Annotated in this window: 14 protein-coding genes; 4 read left to right on the top strand and 10 right to left on the bottom strand. The window is 33.9% G+C overall.

Going from position 1 to position 17,381, the window contains the following annotated elements; all coding sequences use genetic code 11:
* Positions 1–131 precede the first annotated feature (131 nt).
* Together WBG07_RS03110 and WBG07_RS03105 are read right to left on the bottom strand one after the other, a co-directional pair.
* Positions 132–332, bottom strand: a complete 201-nt coding sequence (locus WBG07_RS03110) for a class I lanthipeptide (protein WP_340199020.1) — start codon at positions 330–332, stop codon at positions 132–134.
* A gap of 167 nt (positions 333–499) precedes the next feature.
* Positions 500–700: a class I lanthipeptide gene (locus WBG07_RS03105; RefSeq protein ID WP_340199019.1), complete on the bottom strand. Its 201-nt coding sequence runs from the start codon at positions 698–700 to the stop codon at positions 500–502.
* Positions 701–1,039: 339 nt separating this feature from the next.
* On the opposite strand from WBG07_RS03105, the gene WBG07_RS03100 reads away from it, so the two are divergent.
* A complete protein-coding gene (locus tag WBG07_RS03100) occupies positions 1,040–2,647 on the top strand; it encodes a lanthionine synthetase LanC family protein (protein WP_340199018.1) in 1,608 nt (535 codons plus the stop codon).
* A 340-nt stretch (positions 2,648–2,987) separates the two neighbouring features.
* Here WBG07_RS03100 and WBG07_RS03095 read toward each other — a convergent pair whose 3' ends face one another.
* From WBG07_RS03095 to WBG07_RS03085, 3 genes are all read right to left on the bottom strand, one after another.
* Entirely contained in the window at positions 2,988–3,245 is a 258-nt protein-coding gene (locus WBG07_RS03095; protein WP_340199017.1) for a TM2 domain-containing protein, read from the bottom strand.
* 115 nt (positions 3,246–3,360) lie between these two features.
* Positions 3,361–3,618: a TM2 domain-containing protein gene (locus WBG07_RS03090; RefSeq protein WP_340199016.1), complete on the bottom strand. Its 258-nt coding sequence runs from the start codon at positions 3,616–3,618 to the stop codon at positions 3,361–3,363.
* Positions 3,619–4,271: 653 nt separating this feature from the next.
* Positions 4,272–5,552 carry a hypothetical protein gene (locus tag WBG07_RS03085; protein ID WP_340199015.1) on the bottom strand — a complete coding sequence of 427 codons (1,281 nt, stop codon included), beginning with the start codon at positions 5,550–5,552 and terminating at the stop codon, positions 4,272–4,274.
* A 504-nt stretch (positions 5,553–6,056) separates the two neighbouring features.
* Here WBG07_RS03085 and WBG07_RS03080 point away from each other — a divergent pair.
* On the top strand, positions 6,057–7,913 hold the full coding sequence (locus WBG07_RS03080; RefSeq protein WP_340199014.1) for a leucine-rich repeat domain-containing protein: 1,857 nt from the start codon (positions 6,057–6,059) through the stop codon (positions 7,911–7,913).
* A gap of 52 nt (positions 7,914–7,965) precedes the next feature.
* Here the strand turns inward: WBG07_RS03080 and WBG07_RS03075 are convergent, their stop codons facing one another.
* A complete protein-coding gene (locus WBG07_RS03075; RefSeq protein ID WP_340199013.1) occupies positions 7,966–8,979 on the bottom strand; it encodes a pirin family protein in 1,014 nt (337 codons plus the stop codon).
* Between the two features lie 78 nt (positions 8,980–9,057).
* Complete coding sequence (locus tag WBG07_RS03070) at positions 9,058–9,558, bottom strand: hypothetical protein (RefSeq protein WP_340199012.1); 501 nt, start codon at positions 9,556–9,558, stop codon at positions 9,058–9,060.
* 683 nt (positions 9,559–10,241) lie between these two features.
* Between WBG07_RS03070 and WBG07_RS03065 the strand changes: the two genes are divergently transcribed.
* Entirely contained in the window at positions 10,242–11,549 is a 1,308-nt protein-coding gene (locus WBG07_RS03065; protein ID WP_340199011.1) for a hypothetical protein, read from the top strand.
* 128 nt (positions 11,550–11,677) lie between these two features.
* Positions 11,678–12,292: a TlpA family protein disulfide reductase gene (locus tag WBG07_RS03060; protein ID WP_340199010.1), complete on the top strand. Its 615-nt coding sequence runs from the start codon at positions 11,678–11,680 to the stop codon at positions 12,290–12,292.
* 114 nt (positions 12,293–12,406) lie between these two features.
* Here WBG07_RS03060 and WBG07_RS03055 read toward each other — a convergent pair whose 3' ends face one another.
* From WBG07_RS03055 to WBG07_RS03045, 3 genes are all read right to left on the bottom strand, one after another.
* Positions 12,407–12,706 (bottom strand): hypothetical protein, encoded by a 300-nt coding sequence (locus WBG07_RS03055; RefSeq protein ID WP_340199009.1) that lies wholly within the window; start codon positions 12,704–12,706, stop codon positions 12,407–12,409.
* Positions 12,707–12,963: 257 nt separating this feature from the next.
* Positions 12,964–13,662, bottom strand: coding sequence for a hypothetical protein (locus WBG07_RS03050; protein ID WP_340199008.1), 699 nt, complete (start codon positions 13,660–13,662; stop codon positions 12,964–12,966).
* Positions 13,663–14,856: 1,194 nt separating this feature from the next.
* On the bottom strand, positions 14,857–17,370 hold the full coding sequence (locus tag WBG07_RS03045; RefSeq protein ID WP_340199007.1) for a YbcC family protein: 2,514 nt from the start codon (positions 17,368–17,370) through the stop codon (positions 14,857–14,859).
* Positions 17,371–17,381 lie beyond the last annotated feature (11 nt).

Genomic DNA, 17,381 nt, shown 5'->3' with positions numbered 1-17,381 from the left:
AAAGCTACGTTATTGAGTAGCTGAAAAAAGTATTTTTAAAAACACTACTTACAAGATACGAAATTAAACAACAGCTTATATGAAAATTCTTTCAAATAAGCTGTTATTTTTTAATTCACTACATTACTATATTAGTTTGTACACTGCACTTGCTGGGTACAATCCCAAAAATTAGTATTTTGGTTACAACCACATGAATAATATGTTTGACAATACGGTACACAAGACTGAAAAGTACCTCCCCCTTTTACATTGTTATTTAAAGCATCTGTTAATTCACTTACATTTCTTTTGTTAAGCGTAAGTTTTGAATTTAATTTTTTTTTCTTCATGATTTAAAGATTTAAATTAATTATATACTCCTTTTGAATGTTACATTATGGTGTAACTGAAAAAAGTGTTTTTGAATAAATTACCTACAATATACGAAATTAAACAACGCCATGTGTGAAAATTCCTTCACACATGGCGTTGTTTTTGAATTGACTACATTGTTAAATTAGTTTGTACACTGCACTTGCTGGGTACAATCCCAATAATTGGTATTTGGGTTGCAACCACATGAATAATATGTATTACAATAAGGCACACAAGACTGCCAGGTACCTCCCCCTTTTACATTGTTATTTAAAGCATCGGTTAATTCACTTACATTTCTCTTGTTAAGTGTAAGTTTTGCGTTCAACTTTTTTTTCTTCATAATTTAAAGATTTAATGAATTTATTGTCTCCTTAAAGTTACGTTATAATATAACTGAAAACTAAGAAGTTACGTCAAACTTGTAACTGTACTTTATTTGACGGTATTCGTATGTCTTTTTTTTATATTCGTATAACTTATATAAGTAAATAGCTTTTCACTACTTTTATTTTTAGACTTTACTCTTTAAAATTTAACTACCTTCATTGATTGAATTTTCAGTATTATAATGATAAAAAGCACTCAAAATAATGATTTAGGAAATTCTTTTTTAAAGAAAAACCTACCTAAACAATTAATCGGGATTCTTGATGACTTGCTCCTGAAAAATTTAGAGCTATTGAAATCAGCAAAGTTTCAAAAGCAACTAGATTTCATGGTATCTTTAAGCGAACAGAAAACTTCTATAGAAGAAAAAATAATAGTAGTTAACATATTAATTCAGTCTTATTTACTAACAGAAGAGAAGAAGTATATTACTTTTCTATCTTTATTTGTGAACCAAAAAGAAGCCCATAATTTTATGGGATCTGGTGTTAAAAATCATTGTTTTGAAAATGGTAAATCGGGCTTTCTGTTAATACTTCTTTATACCTTTCCGTATCTAAAAGAAGGATGGATGCTTTCTTATATAAAAAATTTGATGGATTCTTTTATAGCATCTTTATTTCCATACCAAAAAGAGAGCCTCATATACATTTCGGGAGAACATGCTATAGCACCTCTTTGTGAATTATATGAAGGAAATTCTGGAATGGCTCTGGTTTTTATGCAATTGGGTACTTTTTTTAAGAGTCCTGTTTTATACATCATAGCAGATAAATTAATTTCTTATGAGGATACATTATGGAATGCAGAAACCAAGAATTATCCCGATTACAGAAAAAAAATCACATCGTTAAAAGAACATCATATACGTAAAGAAAAATATCTAAATAAAGAGTACGATTATTTGTCGAATCCAGGAGACAATATTGGCTTTAAAAACGGAGCTATTGGAATTGCTTTTACGCGCTTAAAAGCTTTTGAGTGTACAAATAATGAAAAATACCTTAAAAGTTTTAAAAAGGCACTTAAAAAAATTAATTTGGTATTACATATGGATTCTCATCTTCTGTCCAAATCTGAGACAAAATTAATACATCAATTAAACAACAGTGATACTATTGTTTTTCCTCCTTTATTTCAAGAAGTTTTACCATTAAAAGAACCGGCAGTGATAGCGTATGCTACTGTTTTAAGAAGTCATTTAAGAGTACCGTATTTTATTACTTTAAAAATTGCTGAGAACTTAAATCTAGACCTTGTTAAAGAATTTAGTGTTAATTACAATGAGGATTTATATAAAAAGACAAATCCTTTAAAATCTTTTTACTTTTTCACAAAAGCACTTCTAAAAAAGGCTAACATGCACGGTGCAAATCTACTCAAGGATATTTTGCGTTTGGAGTACAAAAAAATCAAACTTCAAAAATCTATGAAGAGTCTTGCTTTATTAGAAATGGAAGACCTCGTGCAAGTAGCGCAAAGAGATGTATTTCTTACGCTAGATGAAGCCCATTTATTAAATACGGAATTAATACTAAATAAGAATCTTTTACTTGTAAAAACCAAATGGAAATGGATAGTAGATGAGTTTGAATTATTTATGGATTTGTTTGATCCAACAGAGAATATGAATAAAGATACTTCTGTTAACTATGCAGTATTAAAAGTAACTTCTCAATACGATACAAAAAGAAAAACGTATATACATGAAAAGTCACTCTCAGAATATCAATATATCATTTTAGATTTGTTTGAGTATCCGGTAACGGTAATAGAAGTGATCGAAGAATTTTTAACACTGTTTGAAATTAATACAGATGCTGAACTTCAATCGGTAAAAAAAATGGTTTTGGATATTGTAGAAGAAGCTATTTTTGATAGGTTTTTAGTAGCTCCTTAAATGATGTATCAAACAATAAACTCAGCTTGAAATAGTTTAAATACATATACAAGTATATGAGTCTTTTGCAAGTATGTGAAGAGGTTAGATTATTAGTTAATAAAAAATAAAATCAAGACGATGCTGGTGGGGAACATCCCTGTAACTATTAACTTGGACGGAAACATATCCAACTATTTTGAATTTGAAATTTCCATTAGAGTCTATTTAAAGCTCTTTAAATGGTTAAAATTTCCCCAGTATTGTAAAAACCTAGTTGCTTATTAGTTCTGTTAGCATGGAAGAAGTTTATAACATAAAGGGAGGTTCAGCAACTCCCCTTATGCTTACTTACATATGGTTAACTTTTTATTTTAAGGCCATTTTTGTCTTTAAAAGAGCCCGTTATTATATAGATCAAGTCAATCAAGGTCCAGACTCCAAGTCCTCCAAGGGTGATGATCATAAATATGCCAGTACCAATTTTACCCACGTAAAACCGATGTACTCCTAATGTTCCAAGAAATAAGCATAATAGAATCATCACGACAAAGTTTTTGTCGCTTTTTTCTTCTGTTTGCATGGTTTGATTTTCAATTTGAACGGTGTGATTTTCCATATGTATCTGTTTTTAAGTTAAAGGATTAATAAAAGTATTTGTATTAAATTTTGTTTTTCCTGCATTCGTGATTGATCATGTATATTTTAGTATTTGGGATTTTGTTATGGTACTACTAATTCTTTATTTTAAGGCCATTTTTGTCTTTAAAAGAACCCGTTATTATATAGATCAAGTCAATGAAGGTCCAGACTCCAAGTCCTCCAAGGGTGATGAGCATAAATATGCCAGTACCAATTTTGCCAACATAAAATCGGTGTATTCCTAAGGTTCCAAGAAAGAAGCATAATAAAATCATTACGAGAAAGCTTTTGTCGCTTTTTTGTTCTGTTTGTATGGTTTGATTTTCAATTTGAACGGTTTCGTTTTCCATATATATCTGTTTTTAAGTTAAGAGTTAATAAAAATTATTAGTATTCAATGTTGTTTATATAGATCCATAATTTGCCATTTAAACACAAGTTTTCCTGCTTGCAGTTTACAGTGCTGCGAGCTTATAAATCAATACAATTGCAAATAATATTTACGCGATCAAGAAAAGATTAAAAGAAAAACAGCTCTAATCTTTGGTATTTAATGTAAAAATTTTGGAAGTCAATACTTGTGAATATTTCGAATAAGATAACTGTAAGTGGGTCTTTCTATTCAGCCGAAACTACTCTTTTGGCATTGTCTACTTTATTTGTCGCACATGAATTAAAAATGTTACATTAATTTTTAATTTTTTTTAAAATGAGCAGATATTTCTATCGAAATAGGGGGAGTGTCTCTGAGAAATGAGCACTTTGCTCTTTAATAGTCCCTTTTTTAGAAGGGGGGTTAGGTTTATTTGTTTGTAAAATAAAATAGTTGAGAATAATAACCACTAAATGATGTTGATTTTATTAGGATTTAGCCTATGAAGAGTTACAATTATGTGTTACCGGGCAGCTGCGTTTTAGCTCACACCGGGTGCATTAAAGGGAGCTTGGTTTAAGAACAGACGGTGGTACGATTGGTACATTAATGCTTTAATGAGGTCTGCTATTAAACATCTTTTTCTCCTTGATGCGCATTGGTTACCTTGTTTAATTCTGCAAACTTTTTTAGAACGTCCGCACCATGACCGGGTTTTAAACCCAATTGTTTACGTTTAATTGCAATATCTTCAAGAAAGGATAGGCATCTTGTTGCCAATTCATACCCATGAACCGTTCTTGCTTCTCTATAAAGACAATAAAAACCACCTTTTCTTCGCAGTTCATACATACCCTTTAACATATTGTATTCTTCCATGGTGACTAATATTTCTACTGATTTCACCTTGTTGAATCGCGGAATGGGTTGAGCGTCAGGATTACTTTTGGGTGGATTCATAAAGAATTTCCCTTTAGTTTTTGAGCTTTCATATCGCTTTTGCCCCTTCATACTTTCTTCTTTATCCTTATGGCTTTCTTGTTTTCTAAGTAATTCTTTATGCATAGCATTGGGCAGTCCTCCAGACATTTCTATGCTATCTTTATGAATCTTACTTTCTTCAATATCACCCCCCATGGGAGTAGGTTCTGCTATTGGACTATCTCTTGGTATCTCCTTATTTTCTCCCCAAGTATATTCATACATGGGGTTCTCTTTGCGATGATGCGCACTATAATCTTCCATCACCATGTGTGCTGTTCTATCAATAGCGCGATTGCTATTGAACCAAACATCATATCGTATGGCAACATGACTTTGTCGAGACCGCTTATCTGGGTTTGCATCTAGGTTCTTATGTGCTTTTTCTGGCTCGCTGTTGTTTTCATTGAACTTAAATGTATGCTCTCTAATATATTCATTGTTAGCAGCAATATTGTTACCGTTATATTCATCTATTTTATACCAACGGTACATATGTTCACCTCTGGTATCGTAATCTTTAACCAGTTCCTGATTAGGCCCTCTCCTGGAAATTACTCTCGTATTAGGATCCACATCAAGAGGGGTTCCCGAAGTGATAAATTCTCCTTTTTCTGCACGCATGAGTGATTTGCCATTCATAGGAACTATATGTGTACTCCCCACTGCCGTAGCGGGTTTTAATTGAATGGCTTGTTGGTTGTTTTGAGTTTGAGCATAGTTATTAGCTATGTTTTGAAGTCCTTTTAATTGTTTTATTTGAGAACTATCATTCGCAATTTCCTGTATATTTCTTTGGGTAATGGCTTGCCGTCTATGATCTATAAATGGAGAAACAGCTTTATTTTGGTGTTGCCTTTGCCTTTGGGAAGCCTCATTAGGCACCAATGTGCTCTTATTTTCTAACGCTTGTTTACTCTCGGCATTCATATTTTTTTAAATTTAGCACTGTATACAAAAAATAAAAGTTAATGAAAATGAATGGTTTACTCATGTTAAAAAGTGAAATCAGGTATTTTCACGTAAGATGTAAGGAGATTTCTAAGGCTTGAAAGGCTATTTTTTTGTATAGATACCTATATACTTCTCAATTTATTCTTCTAGAATGATTAATCAATAACTAATTTAGATCATTCAAACTCGCCAAAAATAAATGTTTTTTCTCTTAGATAAAACCATAACTACTCTCTGTTATGTAGGAAATGATTTTCTGCTTTTAATAAGGGTAATTCCGTGTTTTAAATGCGTATAAACTTCTACTAAAAAATAGCATTTTAAACGCTAGGGGGTTTCTAAGTTTTAGGGTACTCCATATTAAGATAAGAATATATTTTATTTACAAAAAGTTATTGTAAACCACTGTTTACCATAAAATTATGATTGATTAAAATCAAATTTAATTAGGATGGTATTTAAACTAAAACCTTGAAAATTATGGGAAATATTCCATGCAAAGGAATTGGTGATAGAAGAGAGTTTAAACAAGCTCTTGGAATTATATATATGGCCAAAGTACAAGGTTCTCCGGTTTTGGGTCTTCAGATGTTGGGATTAACTTCAGATGAACTGGCAGAGCTACTTCCGAGTATAAAAGAAATCAGGAACCTCCAAACATTGGATCTGACGGGAAATCACCTTCAAGATTTGCCTGAAAACATAGGTGAATTGTACCATTTAACGACTTTACGAGTAAACCATAATCAACTTGAAAGCCTACCAGAAAGCATAGGGAATTTAACCGAGCTTAAATATTTAGATGTGGGACAGAACAGTCTGCAAACACTGCCGGTTAGTATTGGAAATCTATCTAATTTACTAAGATTAGAAGTAGCTGGAAATATGCTTCAATCCCTACCCGCTAGTATTGGAAATTTAACAAACCTAAGCTTCTTTCAGGTTTCACGTAATCAATTGGAAGCACTTCCTGAAGAGATGGGGAGACTTTTGAGAATAAGACATTTGTATTTGAATCAAAATCAACTGCAATACGTACCTGAAAGTCTTTCTAATCTAACCAATAATCTGCTACATCTAGAGTTAAGTAATAATCCATTATCTCAAGATACGCTCTCTTGGATCAATACTACTTTTAACCATGTTAGAATTTTAACTAGTGGCACTGCAAATGATGAAAACCAACACTATAGCGCCGTACTTTCTAAAATGTACGGAGCTAAAGCTCCTGATGTATTAGCTAAGCTAAAGGCATTGACATATGGAAGTTTTAAGCTTGGAGATGATGAACTTAATCGTCCGGCTCTGAGCGTATCGGGAAGGATGGTATTAGAAGAGTTTTTAGAAAAAGTACCAGTTAAAAATCCTTTTGACATGGAGGTATATGTGCCAGCAGCCAAAGAATTGATAGATGGAGTGTTTAAGGATAAAGCAAAGCGTATTGAAGAGAATAAAAATTTATATTTAATGGCCATGTCTTTGGGTAATTGTGCTACTCCTGTTAAAAGTCTGTTGACACAAACTGCCATTGGGCTAGCACTTAAAAAAGATGGGGCAATTTCAGAACTCTTATATGCTATAATTGAACGGGAAGCTGTTGAAGAAAAAATCCAAAAAACATTAGGGACGTTGTTACAAGATACAGAAAAGATTGAACAGGTTCAAGGTCTTTGCAATAGCTTGTTTTTAGAAAATGCAGAAAATAGAATACGAAATAAAATAAAAATTACAGGAAAAAGACATCGTTTACCGTCAAAGACGAGGTATATTAATTTTTCATTTAATGCGGTATCTAAAGATTTGGCAGAGGCATTTGCCAGAATGTATTGTAAAACCAACGAACAAAATCAGCTTATAAAAGATAGCAGTGGCAAAATGATACTAGATATGAATAAATTTAGAGCCATTACAGAACCTTACTTATCAGATCATGGAGTAGTAACCCGTAGCGAAGTAGAAAACTATCTGGAATGCTATCAGGCAATGATGGAAGAAGCCTTAACAAAACATGATTTATTTTTGCATTATGACAAAGAGGATGTGCTTCCAGAATTAGACCTGCATACCCAAAAAAATAAATTAGCCACTACTTTGCATGCCGTTGAAAAAGAACAACTTGAAGATGTTTTTAAAGGATTGCTTTCCAAGCAATTGGCCACTGTTGAATTTTTAGGGAAAAAGTACCAGAAACCATCCTTAATGGCTTTCACAGTAGTTCAGAATTCATCAAAAAATAGACAAAATGCTTCTGGCTCTACTCAAAATAGAAATCTCCAGCAACTAGCAAATAAGAAGAATACTTTTGCAAAAAAATACGGTAAAAGCAAGAGTATGTAACAGGTATGACAAAGCATTTGGAGGTTGCCAGCAATTTAGTAAATGCAATAGCTTATTTTTTTTCTTCGGTTCCATCTGCATACAAAGCAAACCTTCCTTTCTTTTTTGGATGCACCACTTCTGTTTCTGGCCACGGCCAGCCTCCAAATTGGGTTTGACCATATTCTTTCATAGCCGTTCTTATTTCTTCTTCTGTGTTCATAACAAACGGCCCGTGTTGAACAACGGGTTCATTAATAGGCTTTCCTTCTAGAATTAAAAAATAAGCATCAGAAGAACCGTTTTTAATGATAAGATCTTCCCCTGCCAGTGCTTCAATAAGATGTTGAGAGGCTACTTTTTCATTTTCAATGTGTATTTCATTTCCCTTGTAGAAAAAAATAGAACGATTTGCCTCTTTACTGGTTTTTTCCATTGTCCAGACAGCATTTGCCTCCATTTTTACCGTATAAATTCCCACAGCATTTTCAGGAGTTGCAGCCCATGAATTGGGTGGAGCACTCATGGCTCTTACCTGTTGTATTTTTCCTGCAATTATCTCAATGGTGGTAGTTTTTCCAGAAGTATCTTTATGCGTGTATACTGGAATTTCTTCGTTCCATAACATCTTAAAATGCGGAGCCACCATCTTGGAAACTTTAGGAAGGTTCAACCAGATTTGAAAAATCTCTAACGGATTGGTTTTCTCTTCATAGAGCATAGGGAACATCTCTGAATGCTGAATGCCTTTTCCAGCAGTCATCCACTGCACATCTCCGGTCATAAAACGACCCGCCGCTCCAAGTGAATCAGAATGATCTACCACGCCTTCTTTATTTATAGTTACGGTTTCAAATCCCCTATGCGGATGGTAAGGAAAACCGGGAACATTTTTACCATGGTACATTCTCCATCCATCTTTAATTATAAAATCCTGACCTAGATTTCTGCCTTTCAAGAATGAACTGTCAATTCCCATTTCAGCATTTCCCTTTGGATATTCATCTCTGTGGTAAGCACAAAAAAGAAAAGGATCTTGCGTTTTCCAAGGAAAACCAAGTGGCGCTATCTGTACTATTTTTTTCATGTTTTTTTGAGTTCAAAGTTTATATCTTATCTTTTTTGGAGCACCCTTCTTTTGAAGAATAGTGTACGCTATTCATTTTTAAGATACCGCACTTTTTTTTCTATTGAATATAGATTTAAAAAGATAAAAAAGTAACACTCCTGTCAATAAGATAATGGAAGCAATATGCGCATTTTTTAAAGTTGGAGAAGAATGATCTACTATTTCCAGCACTGCATTTAGGGTAATGGATGCTCCATAAATGCTTACCATAAAGATAAGATGCCGGATCAATGGTAAGAATATGTCATACTGATTTTTAGCATTTAACTTGTCAACTTTTATTAAAAAACTAGATAACCAAGTCTTTTGATTTAAATAAGATAAGAGTATTGTTATAATTCCGCTTACCATGGGAACTATCCATAACAAATTTTTAGATCCAAATATGTTTGAAGTTTCGGAAGCCTCATTAAAATAAACAGGAATCTTTTCCGGGAGTTTTCCATAATAGAAGACTACCATTATAAGCGTGGTGACAATTAAAAGCAACGTGAAGAATTCTATAAAAATAGCCATACTACTTTTAGTAGTTTCCATCTTGAGTTTGTTGCCTTTTAAATAATACATCTTAGTAAACGTAGTAGGTACTAAAGTTATAAATTTTTAATAGAATATCTTAAGAAACAAAAATCTATCCTAAGAATAGGACAATTAATTTCAATTAGAAATTATAAATATTTCAATAAAATAGCTTTTTTTATGATAAAAATTTTAAAAAAAAACTATTAAATTAAAAAATCTGTTTCTTAGAGGATCATATTCTCAGCTATTGGTCAAATCTCCCACTTGTTACATTTACAGCTTCATTTATTGCTTACGCCTACATTTTTTAGGTGTTAAAATCTTACATTTAAAGAAAAAATTACTATTTATTATTGAAAATAAAAACGCTTATTTAGGGTTGTTTTTTTTGATATAAAAAATACAATAATTGCTATACCTGAATCTTAATGATTAAAAATTGCTACACAAAAAATTATGAAAAGAAAACCTACCCAGCAAAAAGTGAGGCTAAAATTTCATCTGCGCAGCCTTCTCAATTTTGATGCTTTTTACTTTCAATTATCCGTGTAATTTAAGTTGAAATAAATCTCTTAAGAGATCTCGTTTTAGGTACGAATCTACACAGGTACTAGTATAAACAATTTCTGTTTATATACTCAACATGGTTGTACTAGTCAACACTAATATATAATTATTAATCCTTTTTAAATTTAAATATGATAAATTTTAAAAAAAAGAATTACGTGCACTTAGCACGAAAAATGTTTCTGTACACCCTGCCAGGTTTGGTAATGCTATTTGGTAGTTGTGATGCAGAAGATGAGGTAATTAGTTTAACTTCAGATGATCTGGCAATAGAAATTTTCACAGAAGAAGACCCTGATGAAATTTTAGCTAAAATGGAGACTTTTGTTAAAGAGGCTCCAGAAGAATTAGTCTTGGCGGATGGGGAGTCAACTACAGGAAAAATAACTACTTCTACGTATACCAGATTGATTTTATCTGCTGATACTAATTTTTCTGGAACTAAAAGAAGGTTGACAACTAGTTCTCCAAATAATTCAAATCATTATTATAACAATAGAACATACTATGCTAAATCTATGGTAATTCCTCCATATTGCAATGTTAATATTACAGCTAGTAATGGGAATAGTGGAAATTTTACTAATTGGAGTAATAGTACAGCCAGATACATTGGAGATATTGGAGGAGCTTTTTATAACAATGGCGCTTACATTACAAATTTAACCATTGCTTGTGGTTCTGAAAAATCAACCCAGCAATTATGCGGCTATGCGTATACAGGAGCTAGTAGCTCTGGTAAAAGTATTCCAGTGTTTAGGTCTACTGGACTAAGTGAAACGCAAGCTGAAGGCTTTGGTTTCAATTATTTTAATTCGTTTCAGGCTGTTAGCAATTCGGAATGTGTAGCAATTCATTTTGTTGATACTGATAAAACAGTTGACTCAGACTCAAGAGAGATTGTATTAGCTACAAATGATGATTCAGATTTAACGTCACTTCCTGATGCTTTTTATCCTGAAGTAAATTTTGATTTAGAAATTAATAGTAATTATGACAGTAGTACTGTTAATACTATTATTAATGGTTATGCGTTGGGGGTATCTGATGGTTCTACAACGGTTTCTGCTGCAGAACAGAATGCCTGCCTTTCTGGCTATAGAACTTGTAAAGCTTGGACTACCAGTTTAAGTGCAGTTAGTACAATTGGCTCAAAAGTTACCTGTTCTGGCATCTTCTCTATATTTAGCCTTGCTGCTAATATTATTAATGCTGTAACTACTGGACAATGGTATCTTCTTGGAACTTTGGCAGGCGATACTGCCCGTATCGCTGCTAATGCGGCACTTGGTGTAACAACTCCAATAGGAAATATTAGTATGGCAGTTTGTGTAGCATCTATAATTACTAAACTTGTCAGTGGGGGGGTAAGTGCTACGCTTTGTAATAGTTTAAAGAATAAATGTGATGATATATCTGCTACCACTCAACAGGATTAAAAGTTGTATGCTAACAAATAAATAGTAATTAGAATAAGCTGATACAATTGTTTTTAAATGCTAGTTACCCATTCAATTGTATCAGTTTCTTAAAAAACACTAAAGGAACTAGTTAAAATATTTCTAATATGAAAAAGTCAACACTTATTATAATCTCGTTACAAATACTCACTATGGCAGGCGTTGCCGCTACAGCCTACTTTACTTATATGAACAAAGCCCGCATCCAGGCGGCTCAAAGAGTCATCGTAAATACCCAAGAAGACATGTTATCTACTGTAAGCTTTATAAAGAAAGTGCAAGCGGCACAAGAACAATTAGAATCTCTAAACAAAGCATTAGAGCCTGGCACTCCAGCTTCTGAATTTGCTTTAAAAGATGAACAAAATAACGAAGTGGCCTTAAACGACTTTAAGGGAAAGAAAGTATTGGTAGTTTTCTCCCAAGAAGGTTGTGGGTATTGCGAGCAATTTTATCCAGTATTAAATGAGTTTACGGCGCAATCGCATCCTGGTTTAGAAGTAGTAATGATGCAATTAAATTCTTCTTCGGAAGCTAACAAGGCATTTAAAGCTAACAAGAAAATCAATATTCCGGTACTGGCTGCCACAGAGGAAGAATTAATCAACTATAGAATAAAAGGCACTCCCACTTCTGTTTTAATAAACGAGGAAGGGATCGTAGTTGGTTCAAGGAATGTTCTTAATATGGAAGAACTTATTGCTTTTGTGGAAGCAGAGTAATACACATTAGACATATGTATGTGTCTAAATAAGAAAATCCCCGTAATATCACAGGGGATTTTTAGTTACTGGTTACTCTTAAAAAGGTAACTTTTCAAGTAGTCCATTTATATTTTAAGGATTGAATTCAATGGTTACTTCATTGATAATTTTAGAACTGAAAGTACCTCTATTTCTAATTGTAAATTCAGGCGTAATTCCATTCCTAACTTGTATTCCAACACTTGTACCATTCGCATTTTCTGTATAGAATAGCCCTCCTTGGTCTGATGATGAATTTCCAATCATTAAATTACAAGTGAAGGAAGCTCCTTTTGCAATAAGAGGTGGAGGTGGAGGATTTACATTGCCAATTACTTTTGGATTAACCAAATCAGTAGAAGAATTGTTTTTTAGGTTGATTAAGACTTGCATGGTTTATTAAATTTTAAATTTGGAAAAAGGTACTGATAATTTATATGAATCAGCATTGTTTCTTCTTCCGAAATTGGAAAAAGAATAAAGGCATATTAGAAATCTTAGTTGAATTTCTAAATGGAAATATCCCTTGAATTAAATTAGCGCTGTTTTTTTTATGTCTTAGAATTAGATTCCTTACTCCTTATCCATTTAAAAAACACGAAAGACCATAAGAATGGCTTAAAAACTAGCGGTTTGTATAGCAACTTCACTTATGAGCCATTGTTTTCTATTTCTTCTTCAATATTACTTTTTACGTTGTCCATAATTTGAATGATAGACTTGTACCGCCCAAGTTTAAATTTTCTATTATTCTCTAAGCGCCATAGATAGCTTAATAGTTCTTTTCGTTGATTTTCGCTTAATTCTTTGGGGTAATTTATATGTATTAAATTTCCATCCTCATCAAATTCCATATATGGATGTAATAATAGATTTACGGAGGCAAAATAATTCTCAAATGATTGCATTTCACTTACGTTATCTAAAATTTCAATAATACCATAATAGTAATCGTAAAGAGAAATGATCTGAAAACGCAAAGAGTCGTTTGTAATTGTTTTTAAACTCGTTTCTTTTAATGATTCATACCCAGAGCGATTAATAACGGGTGTGTAATCTCTAAAAAGTGAGGTGTAAAATAGCCCTATTGAATCTTGAGATATCTCCTTCCCGTTTAGCAATTCTCTAAACATATAATTAGCTCTTAAACTTATGGTATGGCCTATTATATTTCCTTCAAAATCTTGTTTGTCAATCCCAATTCCATTTTTTATTTCAGTTAGAATCTTTTCTTCAGACTGCTTACTGTTTCTGTTATCATTCCAATTAGTAAGTGCAAAAGCAGAAACTACGGCAATAAAAATTGATAAGAATTCAAATACGTATTTTCTCCATTTAATTTTTTTCATTCTTTTATAAGATTCTATTGGTGAAATAATAAATAGTGGTTTTGCGCGATACCAGCAACAAGTTTAAAGCACCTAATTTAGCAAATAGAAATGGAATAGCACCCCTAGGCCTCGGTGCACAAGCACTTACTTTCAGGGTTTGTACGTAAAATTGCATAACAATGCATTTTTTCTGATTTTATTTCTTTTTAGTAAAGAAGGGTAATCATTTTGAATCCCCGGTGCAGCAGGTAGCACAATCTGCTTAATTTTGCATTGCAGTCATATCATCCAGACAAGTGGTATAGAGCGTAAGTAGGGTGCGGGATTTTCCTTTCAAACATACTAAAAACCAACGGTTTTTCTGTGAAGGGAAAAAGGTATTTGGGGGGTTGAACCTAGGAAAATAAGGTTTTAAAAAGGAATATTTATCAAAACAGACATTAGGTAGTATTCAAACCAAATCTTCCAACACTTCTTTGTCGCGTAAACTCGATGCTATACGTTGCAGAAAGTTTTTGTGTAGTGTAGATGTGATGGTTTTATTTTTGCCATATTTTAGTTGGGTGTCTGTATCATGCCAAAGACAGCTATTACAGGATCAATAATGGATGCCCGTCGTAAATACTTTACATTTTTTTAGGGGAGCAGAAGGAGTATTAATGTATAGCCGTTTTTCCAACTAAAGTAAATTTTGTGGAGTACTTGCACAAATAACTTTTTTACGGTAGCACAAGATTTATTCTTATTTCTTTTGCTGGCACAGTGAAAATGAAATTAGTATTCTAAAAATAAGATGGTTAGCTTAAAATACCATGGAAAATTATTTTATAGAGGTTATATCAACCATACGTTTTTAGGTATTCCATAAAAGGATGATTTTTCCTCTGGTAAGCCTTGCAGGGCTTTCCAGCGGCAATCTAAGAAGGCTAGCTATAGGTATGGTATTATAAATATAGGCAGGGAATAAGGCTCGTTAGCTGTGTTTTAGGAGGCTTTACATAAGAAGAGATTAATTTTTAAATGAAGCGTTTCCTTGTGCAAGGGCGTCTTAAAGACCCTAATTTTTTGGGTAGAAATCAGGTTAGATGCAACATTTACGCATATACAAGCATTTATTTAGCAATAAAAAACACCTTAGCTTAGTTGTAGGGGAACAAAGAAGAGCTAAGGTGCTTTTAAGGTATCTAAAAAACAAAGGTTCCACTTATAGCATCAGGCTGCATTTTGTTGAATTTTTTCCCAACTTAAGTTTCCGGTGTATCTATGAGATACTTTGCCTTCTTCATCAAGTGCCATGAGCTGTAACCAACCATTATCACACAAATCTTTTACAGAAGGGTGTTTTTCAATAATAGCGTTCATGGCTTCTATAGGAGCTTCAATCACTACATTTAATCTTAGTGGCTCATGCTGATAGTTTTCTCCATCATGCACCGCCTGTATGGGTAACCCAACTCTCAGGTCTCCGGAATACCCTTCTAAAACGCCTATTCCTGCCGTTACATTATGGAGGGTCTTGTTACCAGAACCATGATTCTTGTTGTCTACGGTAGATCCGTAGTATTGAAGACTTATCCAGCTGGTTACAACCATAGGTGCCGTCATGATGAGTTCTAGAATAGAAAAGTCTTTGTCTTTTTTCCAGTTGTAAGAATGTAAAAAAGATTTCCCTTCAAGGTCTATAGCTTTGGTTCTTTCACGGGGCGCTACCACAAAGGCGCCGCAGCCGGCAAGTCCCCATTCTGGTCTTACTTGAGACCAATCTTTACTTCTGCCAATCACCGCTTTGTCAATATTCTGGGTAAGATTACTGTCTAATCTTAAAGAACGTTCTGTTCTGGTAGCCTGAGCCGCCAATGTCAAAGATTTTTTAAGAGAATGAAGCGCTTCTTTGTTCTCTTCAGGAACTTCGTATTCGTTAAAAATGGTTATCTCGTCTGTAGTTGTGTCGTGCAAGCAAGCTAGAAAGGTAGTATTCACAGGGATAAAAATGTCTTCTTTTTGAAGCGCAGCCCTCACCTTGGTATTATTTAATACCGCAGCGGCTACTTTGGCATTAGATTCTCCTGAGCGTCCTCCACACGCACCACAGTCATAACCCGTAGCATGAGGGTTGTTAACAATGCTGGAACCATGCCCAGTAATCATCACAAATTTGGCAAAGTCGTCTGATAACGACATGGCATTGAGTGCATTTTTGGCCATTTCTATTTGGTTTTCTAAAGGAATACCAGTGATTTCATTCTTAAAAGAAGCCGTTTCCAGCGTAATATTCTTCTTTTTTGAGGCAGAAAACGACATCCCAGCATGATCTGGATGCGGTACCGGTCTTGTTAATCCAAAAGAGTCTGTAAACAATTTGGGAAGATAGGAGAGACCTACCGGGCTTACATAGCTGAAACACGTAATAGCTCCAGATTTGAAAGACTTCCAGACTTGCTTTACTTGCCTGTTTAAGATTCTGGTTTCTAATACTTTTTTATGGGTTGCTTTATCTGCTATTTCTTCTAAAATGGTAGGTCCGGTTGGTAATAATACAGGGCATTGCGCGCCTCCTTCTTCATGGCCTATGGGAACATATTTAATAGGAAAAGCAAAGAACCCTGCAAACCCTAAGGTTTCTATTTCAGAATCTACCATTTCCAGATTTCTGCGAAAGACCTCAGATCTCACATCTATACAAAATACCGCTTGTGCTTTGGCTTGTTCTTTTGTAGCCTTTTCAGTTGAAGAGGTTTGCTGTTCAAATTTATGAATGATGTTGCGTTGTGCAGCCAGATCAAATGCTTCCTGGAGAATTAGTTTTTGCGTGAGTGACTGGTTCAACTGGTTTTGTACATTGGCTAATGCCAACAATTCGCAGGCACCGCTCCATTTTTCGTAAAGTGCAGATCTATCTAAACTTTCAAGTAAGCAAGCTTCCCAGCATACCAATACTGCCAAAAAGGAAATGAGTTTTCCATCTTTACCACCGTATAATTCACTATTCCAATCTAGTTGAGCTGCATAAGCAGACCACCCACCCACACTTAGCAAGAGTCTATGAAGGTATAACGGAATTCCTTTTTCTGGAATGCCTAATCTGTCTATTGCGAATTCAGTAGCTAGAACTGGATTATCTGGAAGCGCTTTTATAAGTTTTCTAAAATTCTTTAAACCAGATAATTCAGGCGTACGATCTATAGAAGCTTCTGCTTTCCAAGCTATAAAAAGTTCTTCTTCTTGGTTGGCGGCAGCCCATACTGCCTGCCCATTATCAAAATAAGAAGCCGCCCAAGTAGATATTCTAGAGATTACAAAACGATTCCAGTCTTTGTTGGTTACCTGAGTAGCGATATCTGCTACGTTCGCAAAAGTGGCGGTTTCTTCTACTTTTGCGGTATTGTCTTCTAACGCTTTTATAAAGGTAGGCGCATCATAAGCACTTTTTCTTTTTTTCAAAACCTTCGCTATGTCGTCTAAACTTATTTTTCCTTCTTTTAGCTTTTGTAGATAAAAAGAAGCAGGTAAGGTCATTTGTATGCCACCCGTTGCCGCAAGTTCTTGTGCTACATTTTCAAACTTTTTATCGGTAAGTCCTAAATAAGGATTCACAGCTACAAAATTTTCTAAAGGCCATACTGGAGCAATCTTTTTACAAGCTGCCCGCATAGTGTTTAAAAAAGCTTGCTGTTGGCCGTTTATATGCTCTAAGAAATGTGGCTGTTCTAAGGTTTGTATGCTCATTTTTTTAGCTT

It is taken from the genome of Ascidiimonas meishanensis (assembly GCF_037782385.1).
Taxonomy (GTDB): Bacteria; Bacteroidota; Bacteroidia; order Flavobacteriales; family Flavobacteriaceae; genus Ascidiimonas; species Ascidiimonas meishanensis.
This window is presented reverse-complemented; position numbering and strand designations above follow the sequence as displayed.

Coding starts and splice junctions, on each gene's coding strand:
- WBG07_RS03110 (WP_340199020.1), bottom strand. CDS start 332: ATGAAGAAAAAAAAATTAAATTCAAAACTTACGCTTAACAAAAGAAAT.
- WBG07_RS03105 (WP_340199019.1), bottom strand. CDS start 700: ATGAAGAAAAAAAAGTTGAACGCAAAACTTACACTTAACAAGAGAAAT.
- WBG07_RS03095 (WP_340199017.1), bottom strand. CDS start 3,245: ATGGAAAATCACACCGTTCAAATTGAAAATCAAACCATGCAAACAGAA.
- WBG07_RS03090 (WP_340199016.1), bottom strand. CDS start 3,618: ATGGAAAACGAAACCGTTCAAATTGAAAATCAAACCATACAAACAGAA.
- WBG07_RS03085 (WP_340199015.1), bottom strand. CDS start 5,552: ATGAATGCCGAGAGTAAACAAGCGTTAGAAAATAAGAGCACATTGGTG.
- WBG07_RS03080 (WP_340199014.1), top strand. CDS start 6,057: ATGGGAAATATTCCATGCAAAGGAATTGGTGATAGAAGAGAGTTTAAA.
- WBG07_RS03075 (WP_340199013.1), bottom strand. CDS start 8,979: ATGAAAAAAATAGTACAGATAGCGCCACTTGGTTTTCCTTGGAAAACG.
- WBG07_RS03070 (WP_340199012.1), bottom strand. CDS start 9,558: ATGGAAACTACTAAAAGTAGTATGGCTATTTTTATAGAATTCTTCACG.
- WBG07_RS03065 (WP_340199011.1), top strand. CDS start 10,242: ATGATAAATTTTAAAAAAAAGAATTACGTGCACTTAGCACGAAAAATG.
- WBG07_RS03060 (WP_340199010.1), top strand. CDS start 11,678: ATGAAAAAGTCAACACTTATTATAATCTCGTTACAAATACTCACTATG.
- WBG07_RS03055 (WP_340199009.1), bottom strand. CDS start 12,706: ATGCAAGTCTTAATCAACCTAAAAAACAATTCTTCTACTGATTTGGTT.
- WBG07_RS03050 (WP_340199008.1), bottom strand. CDS start 13,662: ATGAAAAAAATTAAATGGAGAAAATACGTATTTGAATTCTTATCAATT.
- WBG07_RS03045 (WP_340199007.1), bottom strand. CDS start 17,370: ATGAGCATACAAACCTTAGAACAGCCACATTTCTTAGAGCATATAAAC.